This is a genomic window from Paenibacillus sp. FSL R10-2736, from assembly GCF_038000245.1.
Taxonomy (GTDB): Bacteria; Bacillota; Bacilli; order Paenibacillales; family Paenibacillaceae; genus Paenibacillus_AQ; species Paenibacillus_AQ phytohabitans.
Map to the genome: position 1 here is coordinate 4569520 of NZ_JBBOBN010000001.1, position 23730 is coordinate 4593249.

The following is a 23730-nucleotide window of genomic DNA, read 5'->3' on the forward strand; positions in this document are numbered from 1 at the left end:
AAGGATGCCGTAAGTGGACGAAGCGGCGCGGAATGCACAGAAGGCGCGGAACCGGCTCCCGGACCGGCCGCAGAAGCTTCCGGTAATCCGGCTGCCACCGCAATGCCGTTCTCCATGCCGACCAGCTTCCGCAATCCGTCCTCCTGCGTCTGAATGAAATGCTCGACCAGCGAATCAATCGTCCTGTGCTCAAAAAACAAGGTTGAGCTGACCGAAGGTAACACTCCGCGCAGCGAATCCGTCAGCTGAACGACCAGAATCGAGTCGATGCCGTAGCTTTCGAACGGTTCTGAGGCGTCGATCCGGTGATCCGGCAGCTTCAGCACGTCCCCGATCAGCCGTTTGAAATAGCTGCGGCTTCGCGCGCGCAGCTCCTCCTCCGGCACACGGGTATCCGCAACCTCCGCAGCAGCCGCAGGTTGGTTCCTTTGGAAGCTAACGGCTTTAACTTTTGCTGCCGCATGACCCGTCTTTACTTCCTTATGAACCTTAGGACTGCCGTCCGGCTGGGCCTCGGGACGTTGTCTTGCGATTCCGTCACTGTGCGCCGCAATAATCTGCTGCCCCTTGTCATGGGCGGCACCGGCCGGGAAGATGATCTCCCCGAACCCTTCCCCGGCGAGAACAGCCTGCCACGTATCTGGAGCAAGCCCCGGACATCCCGGCGCGCGCAGCGCAGCATCTTCATACGCCCACCAGCCTTCCAGCAGACCGAAGGTGATATGGGTGAACAAATCGCTGCGTGTGATTTCGTTCAGCAGCAGAATGCCCCCGCTCCGCAGCAGCGCCTTCGCATTGCGCAGTGCCGTGCGGATATCTCTGGTCGCATGCAGAGCATTCGCCGCGATGACGACATCATAGCTGCCGGCCGCATACCCCTGCTCCTGAATGCCGTTCTCGGCATTAAAGATGCCATAAGCCAAATAAGGATAACGCGGGCCGTATTCCTTCTCTGCATGCTGAAGAAACGCCCGTGAGAGATCCGTATAGGCGTACTCCTGGATCCGGTCCCGGTAAGGCTCCAGCTTGCTCAGCACCCCGCTGCTCGTTCCGCCGGTCCCTGCGCCGATCTCCAGAATGCGGATCTTTGCGGACGGATTGTGCCTGATACGCTGCTCCACATAGGCGACAGCCGTGCCGGCCAATACGCCGTTGAAGTAATCGGCATGGGGATTGTTCTTATATATTCCTTCGACCAGATGCATGGAGGAATTCGGGAACATGACATCTGTGGCCGGCCGCTGCCCGGTTAGAATATCAGGCAGCGCGCGCAGCATCGTCTCCGCCAGGATAACCTGTGCTTCTAACCCTTCGGCGTCCAGCCATTCCTGCCTGCGGCCGCTCCACTCCTGCCAGAGTGCAGCCGTCTCCTCCTCAGGCAATTCATTCAGCGGATCGGACACTCCAGCGTGCTCCGCAAGCAGTTGTACACTTGCCTCCAGCCACTTACCGAACATCGCCTGCCGCTCCAGCCTGCCGTTAGCAAGGGGGGCAGCGGTTGTACGAAGCTGCTTGAGCAGCAGCCGCGCTATCAGCTGTTCCAGCTCACGGGCCGCCGGGCTGCTCAGCGCTTTGGCCTGCCGGGTCCGCCCTTCCTGGATATCATCCGCCATATGATGGAATATGCCGGCGCCCGGTGAAGCATCACCTTGTGCGGAATAGACCGAGGCTGCCTGCCGGACATCGATCATTTCCATAGCTCCGGGGTTCGCCGTCCGGACCAGTGCCATCTGATTCACCGGACCGGCCAGCAGCGACTCCAGCGCAGCCATTGCCTCCGGCGGCTCGATGGAGCCGATTCCCCTGTTAGCCATGCGCTCACTGTATTCCCGGGATGCGACAGCTCCGACACTTCCCCAATATCCCCAGTTCATCACCTTGACGGCACACGGCCACACTCCTGCCAAATAGCTGGCATATGCATCCTTAAAAGCGCAGCCTGCGCTATAATTGCTTTGTCCTGCGGATCTTGCAAACGCATTGATGGAGGAGAAGAACAGCACGAAATCGAGCGGCTCGTCCCGGAATACTTGGCCGATCCTCACAGATACATCGACCTTGGCGGCAAGGGCCGCGTGGAAACGTTCTTCGTCCATGTTCGCAAGTAACTGATCCCGCAGCACAAGCGCCGCATGCACAATGCCGTTAATGCGGGAATAGCGCTGCTTGATCTCAAGATAAGCGCGCTGAAAAGACTGCAGGTCGGCCGCATCTGCCGCAATATATTCGGGCGCCGGACCCAGAGCCGCAAGCCGGTCGATGCCGGCTTGAATGCCGGAATCCTTCTCCCGCCTTCCAATCCATATCACATTGGCCTGGTAGGTCCGGATCATATATTCGCTCCACGCTTGGCCGATGCCGCCTGCACCTCCAATTACCACATACACGCCGCCCTCCTGGAAGAGCGTCGGTTCGGAAGCGGCTTCCTGAATCGGGACGAGCTTCTGCTTGTGCCATTCGCCCGTACGGTAGACCCAGGAATTTCCTTGCGGTTCCGCCGGCAGCCTGAACATATCATCAACAGGGAACTCCCGGCCCGCTTCCAGATCGACAGCGCGTACCTGCCAGCCCGGATATTCTTTGGCCATTGACCCTGCCAGTCCGTGAACCCCGGCATGTGCCGTCTTCAGCGGGTCACAGGAATGGATAGGCTGTGACTGCACCGTTACCAGCGTCCATTCCAGCGGCTGGCTGCCATATTTTAATTGAAGAAACGCTTTGATCAGGCGGAATACTTGCAGCACCCCGCGCTCCTGCTCCCCAATCCATGCTTCATCAGCAGGAGATTCGATCGTATTCTGCGGCGCAATCCACACCACATGGCGGACCGGACCCTGCGCCTGAAGCCGCTGCGCAATCATATCCGCCGTTTCTCCGCTCATAAGCTCCATCAGGGAAGCACCGGCAAAGTGCTGCATCACCCGGTCGCGTATCACCCCGGGCGTTCCGATCAGTAATAATCCTTCTCCATCCCGTGTATTGTCCTGCTTCATTGCAGGTTTAACGGCATCCCAGACCGGCAGCAGGCTTAATGTCTGCATCTGCGGCTTCGGCGCGCTTGCTGCCGCTCCTTTTTCCTGCTGGCGCAGCGCTTCCGGGCCGGTTTTACGAACCGTGAACCCTTTTAACCGGGCACAGACCTTCCCGCTCCGGTCGCATAAATCAATATCGAATTTGTCGGTGCTCCCGTCTGCCGGGCTTCCATCGCTGTAACGGACATGGGCAACCATCCGGGAAGCGCACGCTCCCGTCACCTCCAGCTCCTCCAAAGCAAAAGGCAGATAGAGCCCCTGGGCGTCCGCTGCCTTTCCTGCGTCAGCGTCAGCCTCAGCGAGGCGCAGTCCTGCCGACGCTTGAAGCGCCGAGTCGAGCAAGCTCGGATGCAGCATATAGGTATCCTCAGTCCCCGCCAGGCAGTCAGGCAGCGTAAGCTCGGCCAGCACTTGTCCTCGGCCGGTGTGCAGCCTCTCGATCCCCCGGTGGCCGGGCCCGTACCCGATCCCCCTCAAGCGGAAGCTTTCATACACGGTACCGGCATCGAACTGCTGCCCGCTGCAGGCCGCATAAAGGGCGTCCAGGGCTAGATGCGGTGCATCTTCTACCGCATACAGCTCTGCCCGGCCGCTGCTGTAGACCGGCGCACTGCCGTCTTCCCCGTTCCCGTATATGTCGAACATAATTTCATCCCGCTCACCGGGATGGAGTCCGATATGCACTTGAACGGGCTGTGTTCCCGCGATAAGCGGGCGGGGCCACGTTACGCCGGACAGCCGGATGGCTGTCGGCTCGTCCGTCAAGCCTGCAGCCGCGTCTTCTACGGCAGCACGTGCCATCTCCAGCAAAGCGGCGGCAGGCAGCATGGATTGCCCGTTCACCACATGATCCTCCAGATAAAATTCCGCCCCCGTAAACAAAGAAGTATACCGTTGCTCTGCCAGATCCGATGTATTGACATGCAGCAGAGGATGAAGATAAGCTTGCCCGGCACTGCCGCCGGATACATCGGCATGTTCTTGTCCGCCGGCAACCCAATACCGTTCTCTGGCGAAAGGATAGGAAGGCAGCCGCAACCGCCGCGGCAAGAAGCCCGAACCGGTGTAAAGCCGGGACCAATCCACTGCCCCGCCCCTCACCCAGAGCCCGAGGAGCTTGTTCCATTTTCCTTTTGCCATCCAATGATCCACTGCAGCAGCCATATCTTCATCTTGGGCGAGCAATGCCATCATTTCTTTATTGCGTCTGATCCCGTCCCGGTATATGTCCAGGGAGGCTGCCGCAAGGTTCTCTGCGTAAGCCGTCAGCTTCTGCACCGCATCCGCCATCGTCACCGCCGCAAGCGCCAGCCGTTCCTCCATGGCTTCGCGGCCGACTTGAAGTGTATACGCCAAATGCGGCAAATCCGTATCTGACAGTCCTTTACAACGTATCGCCTCGACAAGCCGCTTCGCCTGCTCCCGGAGCCTCTCCTCATCTCTTGCGGATAACAGAATAAGAGCAGGATAAGCCGGTGTAACCGCAGACTCCCCGTACATTACCTCCGTCCCGGCCGGTACGTATTCCTGAATAATGATGTGGGCATTTGAGCCGCCCGCGCCGAACGATGACAGGCCCGCTGTCCGCCGGTGCTCCTTCGCCGTTCCGTCCAGGTTAAGCAGTGGTCTTGGCCATTCTGCCAGCTCCCGTTGAACGGTAAAAGGCGTATTCGTAAAATCGATATTAGGATTCAGCACTTCCGAGTGGAGCGATGGCACGAGCTGTTTATGCTGCAGCTGCAGCAGCACCTTGGTGAGTCCGGCAATGCCGGCTGCGCTTTCGGAATGGCCGATATTCGACTTGACCGACCCGATTGCACAAAATTGTTTATCCTGCGTATAGGTCCCAAAGCATTTGGCTAACCCCGCGATTTCAATCGGATCACCCAGCGAAGTGCCCGTTCCATGCGCTTCGATATACGTGAGTTCCCGGGCATCAAGTCCTGCTTCCCTAAGCGCTTTGCCGATGACCTCCGCTTGGGCGTTCGGATTCGGGACGGTGTAGCCGTTCACCTTGCCGCCGTGATTGACGGCCGTTCCTTTAATCACGCCGTAGATCGGGTCGCCGTCGGCAATTGCCTGATCGAGCGGCTTAAGCAGCACGGCGCCAACTCCCTCGCCGGGCACATAGCCGTCTCCCCCGATACCGAAGCTTTCGCATCGGCCTTTGCTCGACACGAACTGGTTTTGCTCAAGCAATATATATTTGTTCGGATGAACCGATACGTTGACTCCGCCGGCTACGGCCATCTTGCACTCGCCCAGCCGCAAGCTTTGGCATGCCAGATGAATCGCCGTCAGAGAGGACGAGCACATGGTGGCAACCGCCATACTCGGTCCTTGAAAATTGCAATAATACGACACCCGGTTGGCGATGGATGCCGAATTGCCCGAAAGTGCCACCGCATTTCCCTGCATCTGCTCGCGAACGCCATACAGCTGATATTCCTCGTACATGACCCCGACGTATACGCCCACATTGCCCGTTTGATACGGGGCGGAGGCTCCGCCTGTCAGGCGCACGTAGCCCGCATCCTCCATCGCTTCATAGACGCGCTCCAGAAAGAGCCGCTCCTGCGGATCCATCGTCTCCGCTTCGCGCGGAGAGATGTTGAAGAATAGCGGATCAAATTCGTCGACACCATCGATAAAACCACCCCAACGTTCAGTGTTCCGGCCTTCGCTCCCTTTGCGGTGGCGGCTGTAATCCCAGCGCGCAGCCGGAATTCCGGTAATACAATCCCTGCCGTCCTTCAGTACCTGCCAGAACTCCTCCAAGTCCCATGCTCCAGGGTAACGTCCCGACAAGCCGATAATGGCGATATCCTTTGCGGCAGCCGGCAGACCCGCAGCTTCGGCAGCGGTATCCTCGCTATTACCGCGGTGCAGTCTGCCGGATGGCCGGGAGCGGGGCGTGAGCCTCTTCAACGTGCCGCCTTTTGCAGTCTCAGCCGGAACCTTGGCGGCCGCTGTCTCCTTCAGCCCGGCCGGTTCGCCTGACAATGCGGATATCCTGCCCGGGTAAGCTTTGGTCAGATATGCCGCCAATTCCTGCAAATTCCCGTATTCGAAGAACAGCGTCTTCGGCAGCGTCCCGAATCCTTTCTCCATTTCAGCAGTCAACTGCATCGCCACGATCGAATCCATGCCGTACTCCTCCAAGGAGGTGACGTCATCAATCCGGCTGACCGGCAGCTTGGTCACTTCGGCCAACAGCCTGGTGAGATACCGTACAGCAAAGCCGTAAAGCACATCAATTTCGGCCAAAGTCCCGTCCGCGCCAGCGCCGGTCTGTTGTTCCCATGTGGCGGGCTGCTGCTTATCGATGTCCAGCATACGGGCAGCGTCTCCCTCAAGCACCAGTACATGATCCTTCTGTGCAGCCCATGCCCGGTACAATGCCCGGATGCCGGAGGCCGTCAGCAGAGGAATCAGGCCTTTGCTTCCAAGCAGTGCTGTCTCCGCTTGTGCCTCCAGCCTCATTCCGCCTTCCGCCCACAGCGGCCAGCCAACCGACAGCATCCGGCCGTTCCGCTTGCCGGACTGGTAGAGCGTATTGCGGAACCCGGCATAAGCATCCATGAAAGCGTTGGCCACCGCATAATCCGCCTGACCGGAATTGCCTAGACTCCCGGCTGCCGATGAGAAGGCGATAACAAAGTCGAGCGGAAAACCGGTGCTGGCCTCATCCAGATGAACAAGCCCGTCCACCTTCGGTGCCAGCACCTCCTGCAGCTCCGCAGCTGTTTTGTGCATGAGCATACGGTCACGAACCAGGCCCGCGCTATGTACGATGCCGTTCAGCGTGCCATATTCGGAGCGGATGCTGTTCATTAGTCCGCAAACTGCCGTAAGGTCGCTAACATCTGTCTTCACGTAACGGACGCGGGTACCGCTTCTGCGCAGCTCGTCAAGCTCCGCCTCCTTTGCCTTGTCCAGCTCGGAGCGTCCAGCCAGTATAATTGACGAAGCGTTAACAGAACGTGCAATTTCCCTGGAAATAATCAGGCCAAGCCCGCCCGCTCCGCCGGTGATTAGATAGACGCCCCCATCTTTCCAAGGCAGCGAATGAGGAGCATCTCCGCCGGAAATGTCAACCGCCTGACGAATGGCAACATGCCGCTTCCCATGCTCGTAACGGATATGTTCGCACTCCAAATCTGTGCTGTCCTGCTTCAATTTGTACGCGAGGGAAACGGCATTGTCCTCAGGCTCCAGCTCAATTAGCTGCACGGCCAGACCGGTGTTCTCCAGCTGCATCGTTTTCAGCATCCCGAAAAGTCCGGCATAGAGCCGGAGCTCACCCTGGTTCGGGACCGCGAGTTGAATAAGCAGTCTCCCCGCCGGAGAGCTTGGGCGTACGCGCTGAAGAAGCTCCAGCAGAGCGGCCGCAGCCCTGCGGTAACGGGCGGCGGTCCCCTCCCCTTCATGAGGGAATTGGACGCATTCTACATCACCCAGATTGGCACGAAGGGCGGCTAAATCGAACGCCTCCTGTCCGCTCAGGACAACGAGATGTTTAACGTACGAGCCGGATAATCTATGCGTGAAGGCAGCCGGCCGTTCTTCCCATTCTTTATACAGCAGTAGTGTGGAAGCCGGTGCTGACTTCGTACCCGTAAGCGTTTCAAGCTCCAGCGGACGAACGGATAAGCCTTTTAGCTGAACGAGCATACTGCCCTGATCATCACAGAGGTCCAAATCATATTTGAGCAGCGGAGACCCTGTCCCGCTTCCCGGGCTATAGCGGGTCCAGACCCACATCCGTTCCGTGCAGGCACCGTGAATAACCAGCTCTTCCAACGCGAATGGAACCAAAGGCTTGCCTGCCGCGCCCGCCGCCGGAGCAAGTCCGATGCAGGCTTGCAGCGCCGCATCCATAGAGCTCGGATGCAGGACATAGGCCTCTGAAGCGGCCGCTTCCGCCGGCAGCGTCAGCCGCGCAAGCGCCTGGCCCTCGCCTAGCTGAAGCCTGTCCACCCCGCGGTGGGCTGGGCCGTATTCAATTCCCATCGACCGGAACAGCCCGTATAGTGCTGGCGCATCAAGACAATCCTCCGCACATTCCGAGCGAACCCGGTCCAGATCCATCCGGTCGGCTTCTACGGTGCCGGAAGCAATTACCGCAGTTCCCTGGCAGTACACAACCGGCTCCTCTCCCGGCGCATGACTAAAGATATCGAATGTAATTTCATCGTCCGTCTCAGGAAAAAGCGCGATATCGACACTTGCCGTTCCTTCGCCTGCGATGAAGGGGTTAGACCAGACAATATGCTTCAACCGGATACGGAGCGGCCCTTCCGGCATTTCGCCGGCAGACATCGCCACAGCGGCCCGGACCATTTCCAGGTATGCTGTGGCGGGAAGCATACGTTGTCCGTTCACAATATGATCTGCCAGAAAAAACTCGCTGCCGGTAAAGACCGTACGGAAGCGCTGCTCCCGGAAGTCCGAGACGTTCTCGTGGAGCAGCGGATGCAGCAAGGACGAAGCGGACAGCCTGGCACCCGCTGGATGGCCGGATACCGGTACCCAATACCGTTCTTTGGCAAAAGGGTACGATGGCAGGCTCAGGCGAAGAGGTACGGATTCACCGTACATCCTCTTCCAGTCGACTTCCCGTCCGTGGACCCATGCGGCGGCAGCGGAAGCCAAGCTTTCAGCAGCCGCCTCCGGAACGAGCCGGTCCTCAGCCGCGTCAAATTCTGACCGGCCAAGCCATACGGAGCCGATGCTATCTTCTCCCCCTGCCAGCAGGCGCAGCCCGGCGACAAGCTCCGGTAAATCCCTCACCAGGAAGGCAGCGCGTTCTTCCATCGCCTCACGGCCGACTTGAAGCGTGTAGGCCAGCGCATGCAGATCAACGGCGCGGTAATCCGAATCCGGCTGTAAATGGCCGGCCAGCTTGCCGGCATATGCGTGAAGACGTTCCTTGTTTTTGGCGGAGAGCAATACAAGCGCGGGACACTGGCCGTTCTCACCAATTGGCGGGTTGACCGGGACCGTGCCTGCCGCGTGAGCCGCAGGGTCGTATTCTTCTAGCAGGAGATGGGCGTTGGAGCCGGTGGCTCCAAACGAGCTGATGCCCGCCCGCAGCGGCACGCTTATCTCCTTGCCCTTATCCGTCACAATTGGCCGCTCCCATGCCGCGAGCTTCCGCTGTACATAGAAAGGAGACCGTTCAAAATCGATATATGGATTAAGCTCCTCCGCATGCAGCGAAGGCACCAGCATCCGGTGGTAAAGCTGCAAAATGACTTTGTGAAGCCCGCAAATGCCGGCAGCCGACTCTGCATGGCCGATATTCGATTTTACGGAGCCGACCGAACAGAACTGGGTATCGTTCGTATGGGAGCGGAAAGCTTTGACGAGTCCCTCCATCTCTATCGGGTCGCCCAGCGGCGTACCGGTCCCGTGAGCCTCGATATACGAAACCGACCGCGCGCCGATACCGGCCTTCTGGAGACATTCACCGATCAAATCGGCATGGGCCACAGGGTTAGGCACGGTAATGCCGCTCGCCGAGCCGCCGTGATTGATCATGCTTCCTTTCAAAACAGCATAAATATGATCACCGTCCGCAATCGCCTTGCTGAGCGGCTTGAGCAGAACGGCGCCGACTCCTTCTCCCGACACGTAGCCGTCTCCGCCGCTGCCGAACGTGCGGCAGCGCCCGTCGCTGGCCTGCATGTCCATCATGCCGTAAGTGGCATATTTGGCCGGATGGAGCGACAGATTGACGCCGCCTGCCAATGCGGCTTCACAGTCTCCGCTCCGAATGCTCTCCATGGCCAGATGAACCGCAGTCAGCGAGGAGGAGCATACCGTATCGACGGCCATGCTGGGTCCATGAAAATTGCAAACATACGACACGCGGTTCGCTATGGGGGCATAGTTCAGCGAAAGCGGAAACGGGTGCCCCTGCGCCGCCGCTTCCGCTCCGAGCAGCGCGTAATCCTTATGCATCACGCCGACAAATACCCCGACACGGCGGCGCTGATGCGGTCCTGCCGGTACTGTCAATGAATCCGGCGTATAGCCAGCGTCCTCGATGGTCTCCCAGCAGGTTTCCAGAAACAGCCGCTCCTGAGGGTCGAGCGTCTCTGCCTCTCTCGGCGTAATTCTAAAAAATTGCGGATCGAAGCAATCCGGATCATCGATGAATCCGCCCCAGCGGGACATCGGCTTCCCCGAGGCGGAACGAAGGCCCGCCAGCCGCTCTGACTTCCAGCGGGAAGACGGAACTTCGCGGATACAATCTTTGCCGGCCGTCAGATTCGACCAGAACTGTTCCAGGTTCGCAGCGGACGGATACCGCCCGGCCATGCCGATGACCGCGATGTCACCACCGTGAGCAGACGCGTGCGCTGCCGGTTCAGCCGTACCGGAATTCACTGGCCATACGCCGCCGTCTGCAGCCGGCAGATTCGTGCTCAGCTCCGGCTCCTCCGGACGAAGCTGCTCCGGATAGGCAGCTCCCAAATACTGCGCTAAGCGTTCAACCGTCGGGTACTCGAATAGAAGCGTCGGGGAGATGGCCGTCCCGAGACGGTTCTCCACAGCCTGGGCCAGTGTAAGCATGGAGGCCGAATCAAGCCCCATTTCAAAATAGCCCGCCCGCACATCAATCTGTTTCTCGTCCCGGTCCATCCGCTCCGCAATCAGGCTGACGAGAAAACGGCGTGCGGCAGCTGCCGCGCTCTGAGCCGCTTCCGTTACGTCCGGCAAAGCTTCTTGCGGCTGCCGGGGTAGGAGCTGACCAGGGCTCTCTGCCTCCCCGCCGCGGACCAGCTTGTTCGTGAAATTCTTCAGCTCGCCGATTTGCCGGCCATCCCGGTTAAAAAACGCCAGCGTAAACGACAATAGTCCATCCCGTTGAATTACCGATGAATGCTTGACTACGGCCATACAGTTCGCTTGAATCAGCTCCGCAGCACAAAATGATTCGATGTAGACAGGCAGAAACAGCCGCCGGTCCTCCGCTAATTGAGTGAAGTGTGCCCCGGCCCCGACGCAGCTTCCGTCGAGCAGTGCCGGGTGGAACATGAAGCTATCTGCTTCCCCGAGGCTATCCTGCGGGAGATCCAGGTCCAGCAAGAGCGAATCGGCCTCGTCAAACAGCCTTCCTTCCGCCTTCATGAATCCGGAATGTACAAGTCCGAGAGCCCGGCACTGCTCATAGAGCAGCGCCATATCTGTCCTGCTGCCGGCCGAAGAACGGATACGGTCCGCATCGATCGAATGCTCGAACCGCACCGGCGGGCAGCGGTGCATCTCGGCGGTCATGAAAGTCCCGGCGGACCCTTCCTCCGTCCCGGTAATTTCGCCCTCCACCCGGATTTGCCATCGCCCCTTCTGCGCTTCCACACAATGAAGCTGCAGCCGGATCTCCTCGTTCTCCCGGACGGTTACGGGGCGGAAGAGGGTAACCTGGCGCAGCTCCAGCTCTGCGCAATCATATCCCTGCTCCCTGAACCATTGGTAACAGATATCAATGTAAGCCAATCCCGGCAGGATGCCGCTGCCCATCACCTGATGATAGGCCAAGATCGGATGATCGCTTTGAAACCGGAATTCTGTTGTTGTCATCCCGCTTAACCCTCCAGTCTTAATCTCTCTGCTCATCCTCGAATCTCATCAGCCGCTTTGGTCTGCTTAAGCCACCAGTTCGGCTTAACCGCGCCTGTGCCGGCAGGCTGTTCAATGGCCTCCTCCGGCAACGGAAGCGGACGGCGGACAGCATTCGGCGCGCGCAGCTCCTCCCAGCTCTCCATGATGACATGCGCGTTCGTGCCTCCGTCTGCAAAACTGTTCAGCGCAGCGGTTCTGCGGCCCGGCCATTCGGCGCAATCCCTGCTGAAATAGAAAGGTGACGCTTCGATATCAAAGTGCTTCATCGGCCTTTGGCCGGACAAATACGGAACTTGCTCTCCATGATTCAGCATCAGCACCACCTTGATCAATCCGGCGATCCCTTCTGCACATAAAGGATGACCGATATTCGGCTTGACCGACCCGATGCCAAGCGGCACTCCGCCGTCCTTGCGGTACACGGCCTGAATTGCCTTCAGCTCCAGCAGATCGGTCACTACTGATCCGGAGCCGTTCGCCTCAATGTAACCGATCTCCTCCGGCCGTTTACCGCTTCTGGCCAGCGCCTGGCGCATCACTTCCTTCTGTGCCTGCAGGTTCGGCACGGCAGGACCTGCCGTCCTCCCGTCATTGTTCACGGCGGTTCCTTTAATGACTGCGTAGATCCGGTCCCCGTCCTTAACCGCCTGCTCTACAGGCTTGAGCAGCACGACTCCCGCTCCTTCCGACAACACCACGCCCTGCGCGCGGCTGTCAAACACGTGAAAGTTCGGCTCCGGGCTTAAGATGCCCCGCTGCTGAAACAGCCGGTGTATCTTACTGGAGGTCAGCAGGCTGACTCCGCCGACAAGCGCACATTCGATTTCTCCGCTGCGCAAGGCCTGGACCGCCAGATTGAGGCCGACAAGCGCCGAAGAGCAGGCGGTATCCAGGACGAGACTCGGGCCGTGGAGATCGAAATACTGCGAAATGTTGGCGGCCAAATAATTCGACCCGACCGCCAGAATCGGATTCCGGGCTTGAAGCAGACTTGCTTCATCAGGATCATGCTTGCTGCGCGCACCGATGTATACGCCTACTGAACGCTCTTTGATCTCCTCCGGCGTATAGCCTGCATGATGCCATGCCTTGAGGCTTTCTTCGAGCAGCAGCAGTGCCTGCGGGTCCATCGCTTGCGCATCTTCATTCGATAAGCGGAATACAGAAGCCGGCATCGCCCGCGGACGGCCAAGCAGACCGGCATAATACAGCTCCGGCCCCGGCCAGTGCCCCGCCGGAACAAGGCGGATGGCGGAGCTTCCCTCTGACAGCAGGCGCCAGTAGTCGTCCAGCGTCTCCGCTCCGGGAAAGCGGCAGGACAAGCCGATGACCGCGATATTCGGCGCATCCGTGCCCGAATCTATCACTCGGCCTGTGGCAGCAGTCTGCGGCAGCGGTCCTGATAACGGTACCGGCGGCTGCTTCAAAGCGGCAGCCGGTTGAAACAGGCGGCTGTCCCCTTGGCCCGGCAGCTCCATCGCTTCCCTGCTGTGAGCAGCGAACGAATCACCGTGATTGTCTGCAAGCCACGCCGATAAGGAACGGATGCTCGGGTGTTCATATAGGATTGACGGGTCCAGCTCAGTGCCGGCCCCCTGCTTAATGATTCGCAGCACCTGCGCCAGCATAATGGAATCCACGCCATATTCGGCAAAAGGCAGGTCGGGATCAAGCCGCAGCGGGTCAAGCTTCAGCTCTTTCGCGAACACGCCCGTTACGAATGACCGTACCGCCGGCAGCACATTCTCTGCGTCCCGCTCTTCTTGCGGCGCAGGCTTCCTTGCCTCAATCCGGGCATCCCCCAGCTCACGCAGGCTGCGCAGCAGCAGCCTCTCCGGCTTCCAGCGCCGGGGATCGACCACGGCCGGCAGCACAACCGGTCCCTGGCCGCCGGACAAAATACGGTCCAGCATCAGTAAGCCCTCGGCATCCGTATGCGCAAGCATTCCCGTCTGTTCATAAGCACGGCTCTTAACCTCGCCAAGGCCCGTCTCCTTCCAGCTCGGCCACTGGATGCTGATCACCGGGCATTCCCCGCTCCATGCCTGTGCGGCGTAATCCATATACGCATTAGCCATCGCATAATCGCTCTGCCCCGCTGCCAGTGTCGGCATGATCGCTGACACCGACGAGAACAGCACAAAAAACTGCAGGGGCTCCTCTCTCATGCAGCGGTATAAGACATTAAGGCCCTTCACTTTCGGTGCCCACACCTCTTCCATCCTGCCGCCTGATTTGCGGATAAATGCCGGTGTGTCCAAATTACCCAGCCCGGCGCAATGAAGCACGCCGCCGATCCCGCCCCACGACGCTTTCACCTCGCTTATGCAGCGGCGTACGTCCGCCTCGTCGGTCAAATCAAGGGCCAGCACCTTCACCTGAGCCCCGAGCGCCTCCAGTTCACGGATCATCCGTATTTTCTGTCCGATCATACCGGCTTTGTCTGCCGTATAGTCATCCCACTGTTCCCGGGGCGGAATGGCTTCGCGTCCCGTCAGCACCAGCCTGCGTACCCCCCGGCTTCTGACAAAATGCTTCGCGCATAAGGCCCCAATTCCGCGGGTGCCTCCTGTAATCCATAGCGTTTGCCCCTCCGGAAACGGGCCGGACGCCTCTTCTCCGCTGTCCATAGGCAGCTCAGTCAGGCAGGCGCGGTACCGCATCCCTTGTAGATAGCGCACATCGGCATCTTCGCTGTCTGTCAGCAGCTCAGCCGCAATCGTCTCCGCCATAACGTGCCCGCCGCAATCCGGCGCGAAGTCGACGTGGCGCGAACGCAGGTGACTGTATTCACTCTGCAGCATCCGGTATAAGCCCGCCCGCATAGCCCCGGCCAGATTGACCGGGCCCTGCTTCTGCCCCTGCGTTGCTTCCAGACCCGTGGTCACGCCCAGAAGCATCATGCCGTCACGCGTCCCTCGCTCTATCAGCCGCTGAAGCCAGGGAATCCAGCCATCCGGCTCGTCGGTCTGTTCTTTCCCACAGCCGGTCAAGTCGACGACGTATGAGTAGACATGCTCATCCAGCTCAGAGCGAAGCTCTTCGGAGCCCAGTATCCGGGCAGCTGACAACTGCCGGACGAGCCGGAGAGCAAGCGGTCTTGTCTCCTCCGTCGTGAGAATAGCCACAGCTCCGGACAGGCTGCAGATAGATGCTGGCGGTGGACATGGCTCCCACTGCTTTTGCAGCATCCGCATGCTCCGCTCGGCCGGTAGAGCCCCGCCATCACGGCGGGCAGACATAGGCGGCCATCCCTGTTGTCCAAATGCACGAACTTCCGATGCAGCCATTGAAGGCAGCCAGTACCGTTCCTTCGCGAACGGATAAGACGGCAAGCTGAGCCGTTTCGGAGCATTGCTCCCATACAACTGTTTCCAGTCAATACCGACGCCGTTTACCCATAGCTGCGCGATTTTTTCCAGCTGTCCTTTGCTCAGCCACCGCTGCAGCAGCTCGCCGAAATCTTCATCCGCCTGGAATACGGAAGCCAGCTCGCCGCTTGGCTTGACCGTCCCCCGGAACACCGACGCGATATTCTCTTTCCCCTGCGCAATTTGTTCGAGCTGAAGGATCAGCTCCCGGCTGCTGCGGGCAACGCAAATCACGCGATCGTTCATCGGCTCGCGTCCCACTTGCAGTGTATAGGCTATAGCTTCAAGGTTCTCTGCATCCAGCCGGCCTGAACCTCCGGACTTTTCAACGGCGGGTGAAGCATCTTCCTCTTCAATACCAGCCGTCCCTTCGGCAAGCCGTTTCGCCACGGCGGCAGCCGAACGAAGCGCCAGGATCGTCTCGCTGCCGAGCTCTATGCCAAAGGCAGTCTTTAATTTATCGTGAAGCTGGATGAAATGTACCGGCTCCAGTCCGTATTCGGACCAGTCCTGCTCCGCATCGATGATTCCGTCCTTCATCTGAATGATGTCCGAGACGATGCTGCATACCCGGTGCTCAGCCGTTTCCAGAATAGCGGCGCCATGCTGCTTCCCGACTGCTGCCGCCTTCTGTTCAGGCAAGGAGGCTTGCAGAAAAGCAGCCAGCTTGGCGGCGTAAGCTTGCAGACGCTCCTTATTTTTGGCTGACAGCGGTATCAGGTATAGCCGTTCTCCCGGCTCAAGGCCTGCTGCGTTTACTGGCTTGACCATGTCCGGTTCCGGCATGTATTCTTCAAGGATGATATGGGCATTCGATCCGGTCGCCCCGAACGAGCTGATACCAGCGCGCCGCGGGAAGACCGTCTCCTTGCCGCCGATAACGGCCTTCGGCCGATCCCAATGCTTCAATGTCCGCTGAATATAAAAAGGTGAGCCGGCAAAATCAATGTACGGATTCGGCTCCTCCGCATGGAGTGAGGGCACCAGCTTCTCGTGGTACAGCTGCAAAATTACTTTGTGCAGCCCGCCGATGCCGGCTGCCGATTCCGCATGGCCGATATTGGACTTGACCGAACCGATTGAGCAAAACCCGGTGTCGGATGTGTAATCCCTGAACGCCTTGACAAGCCCTTGCATTTCAATCGGATCGCCAAGTGACGTCCCCGTCCCGTGCGCCTCGATATAAGAGATAGTCCGCGCGTCGATGCCCGTTTTGTCCAGGCATTCGCTGATCAATTCAGCCTGGCCGACCGGACTGGGCACCGTAATTCCGCTGACCGTACCTACATGATTGATGACGCTGCCTTTAATAACAGCATAAATAGAGTCTCCGTCCCGGACCGCCTTCCGAAGAGGCTTGAGCAGCACGGCGCCGACGCCTTCACTGGACACGTAGCCGTCCCCGCCCTCGCCGAATGTACGGCATCGGCCGTCGCTGGCATGCATATCCATCAGGCCGTAGGATACGTATTTGTTCGGATGCAGGGACAGATTCACGCCCCCTGCCAATGCAACCTCACACTCTCCGTGCCGGATGCTCTCAGCCGCCAGATGAACCGCCGTCAGTGAAGAGGAGCATACTGTATCGATGGTCATGCTGGGACCGTGGAAATTGCAAAAATAAGAGACCCGGTTAGCAATCGGCGCATAATTGAGCGACAAAGGAAACCTATTGCCCTTCGCCGCCTCTTCCGCTCCAAGCATTGCATAGTCCTTATGCATCACACCGGCAAATACACCGACCGGCTGCCGCTTATGGCGGCCCCGGGGTTGAACGAGCGTACCCGGTGTATACCCCGCATCCTCAATCGTTTCCCAGCAGACTGTTAAAAACAACCGTTCCTGAGGATCCATCGTCTCCGCTTCCCTTGGAGAGATCCGGAAAAATTGCGGGTCAAAGCAATCCGGATCGTCGATGAAGCCGCCCCAGCGGGACACCGGCTTGCCCGAAGGCGAGACAATATCCTTATAGCTTTCCCATTGCCAGCGGGTGGACGGAACCTGGCGGATACTATCCTTGCCCGACTTCAAATTGTCCCAAAAGGCGGCTAGCCCGTCCGCATCGGGATACCTTCCGGCCATCCCGATAATAGCAATGTCGCCGTCTGCACCGGCATCTGGCGATGGCAGGGCGTTCGCTGCCGCTTGTTCCCGGCCTTGCGGCTCGCCGGCGGACCTGAAGGACGGGATGTTCCCATACGAATCCTTCACGTACGTTTCCTTCTCGTACGCCTCCTTCCCGTACGTATCCTTCCTGCCAAAACAACCAGAATAGGCCGATGCCAAATAGTCGGCCAGCTGCACGGCCGTCGTATGCTCGAACAGCAGCGTTGGCGGCACAGCGTCTCCGATCTCATTTTCGATGGCATTCGCAATGGCAAGCAGGCCTGCCGAATTCAGACCCAGCTCGTAATAGCCGGCATGGGGATTCAGCTCCTCTTCCGTCTTCTGCAGCTGTTCCGCCAGAAGCTTCCGCACGAGCTTCAGCGCTGCCGCAGCCCCCGCCGCATGGCTCTGCTGCTGTTGTCCGTCCGGGCGAGACTCCCCGATAATAATTTCCGCTCCTGTATTGTCTTGGCGAATCAGCTTCATTGTGAAGTTCGTCAGCTCAGCTACTTTACTCCCTTGATTATCGTAATAACTGATCGTCATCGACAGCAGCTCTCCCCTTTGTTGGACGGACGAGGAGAGTACCTTGGCGGAACAGCCGGTCTGCAGCAGTCCCGAAGCGCGGAACGATTCGTAAAATAACGGCAGCAGCAGACCTTTCCCGGTCTGTAATCCATCCGAGAACAAGCCTCCGAGAATCCCGGCCCCGCTTCCGTCCAGGAGTACGGGATGGAACATAAATTTGTCCGCCGTCAGTAGCGCCTCCTCGCTGACAGCCGTTTCCATGATATAGGCTTTGTCTGTTGCCCATAACGTTCCCGCAGCTTTCATGAAACCGGTATGCAAGACGCCGCGCTGCGTCCACTCCTCGTACATCCTGCCCAGATCCCGGGAACGCGCCGGGGCCGACCTGTATTCGTCCGGATAGAGCTTATCGTCGAACAGTACCGGCCTGGTCCGGTGCATTTCTGCCGCTGCATATAAAATTTCCTCACCGGAGCATATTCCGCTGCGCCGGCTCTCGCCCCCGAAGCGTACCGCCCAGCGGCCTTCCGCGGTTTCCGTCACCTGGATGGTGAGCACAATATCCTCGCCGGGCCGGGCGGTCAATGGCTGATGGATAGACAGATTGCGCAGTTCAAGCTCGTTGAACCGGTATTTGTACTTCCGGAAGATTTGATACAGTATATCGATATAGGCCTGGCCTGGCAGAAGCGATTGTCCGCAGACCTGATGATGCCGAATCATCGGATTATTTTGATTAAAGACCAGCTGCTGCTTCATTCGTGATCCTCCTTTAGGCGTACGATTCCCAGATGATCGGTTCGCTCTCCGCTTCACCCGGCTGCGAATCGTCAGTCCCCTCAAGCCCGGTGGTGGCGCCCGGCCCTCCATCCGGCTCCATAGCCGGCAGCGGCAGCGGACGGCGGAGCGCATCCGGCCCGCGAAGCTCCTCCCAGCCTTCGAGGATGATATGCGCGTTCGTGCCTCCATCCGCAAAACAGTTCAGCGCTGCGGTACGGGGACCCGCCCACTCCTGATGCTCCCTGCTGAAATAAAAAGGCGAAGCGCCGATATCGAAATGCTTCATCGGCGTATGGCCGGACAGGAACGGAACATACCCCCGGCGGTCCAGCATCAAGACAAGCTTAATCAAGCCGGCGATGCCTTCTGCACACAGCGGATGTCCAATGTTGGGCTTGGCAGACCCGATGCAAAGAGGCGGTCCGCCTGCCTTGCGGTACACGGCTTGGGTCGCCTTCAGCTCCAGCAGATCGTTCACCTCCGATCCTGACCCGTTCGCTTCGATGTAGCCGATCTCCTCCGGCTGCTTGCCGCTCCGGGCCAGTGCCTGGCGCATCACTTCTGTCTGCGCCGTATAATTCGGCGCGGCCGGTCCCGCTGTCCGTCCGTCATTGTTCACGGCAACTCCCTTAATGACCGCATAAATCCGGTCTCCGTCTATCAGCGCTTGCGCTACAGGCTTAAGCAGTACGATTCCTGCTCCTTCCGACAGCACCACGCCACTCGCTTTCCCGTCGAAGATGTGGAATTGCGGCTCAGGACTCAGGATGCCGCGCTGCCGGAACAGCCGGTGCGATTTATCGGATACGAGCAGACTGACACCGCCGACAAGCGCGCATTCGATCTCGCCGGCAAGCAGTGCCTGTACCGCCACGTTCAAGCCGACGAGCGCCGACGAGCAGGCCGTATCCAAGACCACACTCGGACCCCGAAGGTCAAAATATTGCGAAATGTTAGCCGCCAAATAGTTCGTTCCAACCGCCAGAATCGGATTCCGGGCCTGGAGCAGGCTGGCTTCGTCCGGCTCATGCCGGCTCCGCGCGCCGATATAGACTCCGATGCTGCGCTCCTTGATCTCCTCCGGCACATAGCCTGCATGATGCCATGCCTTCAGGCTCTCCTCGAGCAGCAGCAGTGCTTGAGGGTCCATCGCGTTCGCGTCTTCCTCCGACAGGCGGAAATGTGAGGCAGGCATCGTGCGCGAACAGTCAAGCAGCCCTGCATAATCAGCTGCTCCACCCGTCCAGTTATCCCGGGTTACCGTTCGGATCGCCGACCTTCCCTCTGACAATAGCCGCCAGTAGCCGTCCGGTGTCTCCGCTCCCGGGAAACGGCAGGACAGGCCGATGACCGCGATATCGGCCGGCCCCGTTCCTGTCCTCACTGCCTTGGCAGGAACGGGGTCTGATTTTGGTGCGGGAGTCGGTTGAACCGGCTGATTCTCCCGGCCGTTTAACGTCGCTCCGAGAATACCCTTGTCCTTATCCGAAGCTTCTTCTTCCGGATTCGTTGCTGCCCCAAGGGAGAACGATGCGCCGTGTTTATCCGTCAGCCATTCCGACAGCAGGCGGATAGTCGGATATTCATATAATACCGACGGGTCCAGATCAATGCCGGCCGACTGCCGTACGGTTCGCAGCACCTGGGCAAGCATAATGGAATCGACGCCGTATTCGGTGAACGGCGTATCGGGATCAAGCCGCGACTGTGCAAGCTTCAGTTCCTTCGCAAAGATGCCGGTCAAGAGTGCCGACACGGAATACAGAAGGCCTTCTCTCCCGTCTTGTCCGTTATTATGGACCGTCCCCTGCCGCACAGGCTGAGACTGCGATTCCCCCTGCCCGCTCCCCAGGCTGCGCAGCAGCAGCTGTTCCGGCTTCCAGCGCTGCGGATCGATGACGGCCGGCAGCACGACCGGTCCAAGGCCCCGGGCTAGAATACGATCCAGCAGCCTTAAGCCTTCGTCATTCGTATGCGACAGCAGACCACTTTGCTGATAAATCCGGCTCTTCACTTCGCCTATGCCTGTTTCCTTCCAATTGGGCCACTGGACGCTGACAACCGGGATTTCCCCGCACCATGCCTGTGCCGCGTAATCCATATAAGCATTCGCCATTGCATAATCACTCTGTCCGGATGCAAGCGCCGGCACAATGGACGACACGGACGAGAACAGCATGAAGAACTGCAGCGGCTCGCTTTTCATGCAGCGGAGCAATACATCCAGCCCTGCTGTTTTTGGAGCCAGCACCTCCCGGATGCCGCTGCCTGATTTCCGGATAAACGCCGGCGTCTCCTGATCGACGATCCCGGCGCAATGAAGCACGCCACCGATCCGGCCCCACGCGGCTCTGACTTCATCGAAGCAGCGGCGCACCGCCTCCTCATCGGTCAGATCAAGGGACAGCACTTTCACCTCGGCGCCCAGTGCCTCGAGTTCTCTTACGGTCCGGATTTTCCGCCCGATCGCGCTGTCTGCATCCGCCTCGTATGCCTCCCACTGCTGACGGGGCGGAAATGCTTCCCGCCCCGTCAGCACCAGCCGCCTAACACCCCGGCGGTTGACGAAGTGCTTCGCGCAGAGCGCCCCTATGCCGCGGGTACCCCCGGTAATCCACAGCGTTTGCCCTTCCGGAAACGAGGCGGGCGTCGCTTCTCCGCTATCCATAGGCAGCTCACCCAAGCAGGCGCGGTACCGCGTCCCGATTAGGTAGCGCACCTCGGCCTCCTCACTATCCGCCAGCAGCTCGGCGGCAATCGTCTCCGCCATAATAGGCTCGCCGCAATCCGGCCCGAAGTCGACATGCCTTGAACGAAGATGACTGTATTCGCTCTGCAGCATCCGGTACAAGCCGGCCCGCACAGCACCCGGCAGATTGGCCGGGCCATTCTCCGCCTCCAGCCCCCGGGTTACGCAGATCAGCGTCAGACCGTCCCGGCTCCCGAATTCGACCAGCCGCTGAAGCCAGGTTATCCAGTCTTCCGCCTCACCGCTCCGCTGCTTCCCGCAGCCGATTAAATCAATGAGACCCGAATAGACCGCTTGCTCCGGTGCGGGCTTGTCCAGCTCGCCGCGCAGCTGCTCGGGGCCGATGATCCGGGCCGGAGCAAGCTTATGCGACAGCAGCAGCGCTAACGGCTTCGTCTCCTCCGACGCCAGAATGGCGACCGTTCCACGGTTGCTGCCCGGCTCTGCCCGGAGAGGGCAAGGCTCCCATTCCTTCCGCAGCATCCGCAGGCTGCGCCCCGCATGCGCGTCTTCGCCATTACGCTGCGCCTCCTGCTGGTGCTGTTCCGCCGCCGCGATGCCCCCGGCACCTTGTACAGGCGGCAGCCAATACCGTTCCTTCAGGAACGGATACGTCGGCAGGCTGATCCTCCGGGGCTTGCGGTCCCCATACCATGCGTCCCAGTCCGCCGCCGCCCCTTGCACCCACAGCTCAAGCGCCGGCTTCGCCTTCTTTTGCCGGATACAGTGGTTCATCAGGGGTGTCAGCTCCTGCTCCAGCAGGCGCCGGTCGGTGAGTGCGCGGCCTGTAATCATACCGTCTCCCCCGCCAGCAGACAGGTAACTGTTCAATGCATCAATAACCGCTTTTCTGGAATCCGCCTGAAAAGCAAGCCGTACCTCCATTGCATCACGGCCAGTCTGCAGCGTATAGGCAACATCGGCCAAATCGATCTGCTCCCGGGAAGCGATCACAACAGCCAGGCTTCGGGCGTAGTCCGCCAGCTGCTCACCGCTTTTGGCTGACAGCACGAACAACGGCTGAACGCCCGTCCCGGCGGAAGGTCTCTTGTCGTTATATTCCTCAAGGACAAGATGGGCATTGGTTCCGCTGAAGCCAAACGAACTGACCGCCGTGCAGCGCGGCGCTCCTTCGCGGCTCTCCCAGTCCTTCGTCTCCGTATTCACATAGAACGGCGAATCTTCGCAGGAATAATGCTCATTCGGCACCCGGTAGTGCAGCGTCGGGACGAGCTTCTTATGACGCATAAGCAGCACGGCCTTCTGGATGCCGGCGATGCCGGCTGCCCCGGATGTATGGCCAATATTGCTTTTCACGGAGCCGATAGCGCAATAGCCTTTACGGTTCGTTCGTTCCTTAAATACGGCCGATATTGCCTCAAGCTCGATCGGATCGCCCAGCTTGGTGCCGGTTCCGTGCATCTCCACATAACCGATGCTCTCCGGATCAATGCCGTATTTCTCATAGATATCCCGCACAAGCTCCATCTGGCTGCTCAAGCTCGGCGCGGTGATGCCGTTCGTTCTCCCGTCCTGGTTGATGCCCGATCCGAGAATGACACCATAAATGGAGTCACCATCCGCCTCTGCGTCTCCCAGCCGTTTCAGGACGATGGCGCCGACTCCTTCGCCGGGTACGAACCCGTTGGCACTGTTATCGAAGGCTTTGCACTGCCCGTCAGGTGAGAGCATGCCCGCATCGCACATCGAAACGTACGTTTCCGGGGTCAAATATAAGCTCACGCCGCCGGCCAGTGCCATATCGATTTCCCGGTTCAATAACGCCTGGCAGGCCAGATGAACAGCAACAAGCGAGGAGGAGCAAGCCGTATCAATCGGGATTGCCGGCCCCTTCAGGTTCAGGTAATAAGCCAAGCGGGCGGCCGCTATGGCGTGGCTGCTTCCCGTCGTATGGGCAAAGCCAAAGCCGGAAGACATGTCCGCCTTTCCTCTCTCTCTGCACAGCGCCCCATATTCGCTGCTCATGATGCCGAGATATAGACCGCACTTCATGCCGTCCAGCCGCTGCGGGCTATATCCGGCGTCTTCAAACGCCTTGTACCCTTCCTGCAAAAACAACCGGTGCTGCGGATCCATCCATTCCGCTTCCGTCGGCGATATATGAAAAAAGAGCGGATCGAAATCCGCAAAGTCTTCGAGCATTCCCAGCCACTTGGCATAAATTTTTCCTTTTTGAGGATGCGGATTGTAGTAGTTGCCCGTATTCCAGCGCGACGGGGGAATCTCCTTGACGGAATTCCTTCCCGCCGACAAATTGTCCCAATACTGCGGCAAATCGTCAGCCTCCGGATATTTGCCGGACATTCCGACAATCGCGATGGCTTCCCGGCCGGCAACCGTCCGGTCCGCAGGCTTATTCCGCCGCCCGTCTATGTTCGTATACGATTCGGCTGCGGCTGTCTGTCCTTTGCCGGATGCCAGAAGCGCCTTGGCTTCATCCGGCCGGATTTCCTTTCGCATCAGCGCCTGCAATATCTGTTCCGCATTCATCGGCATTCCCTCTTTTGCCATA

The 23730-nt window shown here is 59.2% G+C and carries 3 protein-coding genes (1 of these 3 only partly in view); all 3 read right to left on the bottom strand.

The genetic code is table 11. The annotated features are described in order from the left end of the window. Tightly spaced (at most 13 nt apart), the 3 genes in view from NSQ73_RS19905 to NSQ73_RS19915 form a layout consistent with a single transcriptional unit that may run on beyond the window. A protein-coding gene (locus NSQ73_RS19905) for an SDR family NAD(P)-dependent oxidoreductase (protein ID WP_340987837.1) crosses the window boundary here: on the bottom strand, nucleotides 1-11657 show its 5' portion. It extends 6718 nt beyond the left edge of the window; the window shows 11657 of its 18375 coding nt (coding positions 1-11657); it begins with the start codon at nucleotides 11655-11657; its stop codon lies off the left edge, out of view. Beyond that, nucleotides 11654-18427, bottom strand: a complete 6774-nt coding sequence (locus NSQ73_RS19910; protein WP_340987838.1) for a beta-ketoacyl synthase N-terminal-like domain-containing protein — start codon at nucleotides 18425-18427, stop codon at nucleotides 11654-11656. The genes NSQ73_RS19905 and NSQ73_RS19910 overlap by 4 nt, the downstream gene beginning before the upstream one ends. A 13-nt stretch (nucleotides 18428-18440) precedes the next feature. Next, nucleotides 18441-23729: a type I polyketide synthase gene (locus NSQ73_RS19915; protein ID WP_340987839.1), complete on the bottom strand. Its 5289-nt coding sequence runs from the start codon at nucleotides 23727-23729 to the stop codon at nucleotides 18441-18443. Nucleotide 23730: the final 1 nt, after the last annotated feature.

Excerpts from the sequence above, each read along its gene's own strand:
- NSQ73_RS19915 (WP_340987839.1), bottom strand. The coding sequence starts at position 23,729 with ATGGCAAAAGAGGGAATGCCGATGAATGCGGAACAGATATTGCAGGCG.
- NSQ73_RS19910 (WP_340987838.1), bottom strand. The coding sequence starts at position 18,427 with ATGAAGCAGCAGCTGGTCTTTAATCAAAATAATCCGATGATTCGGCAT.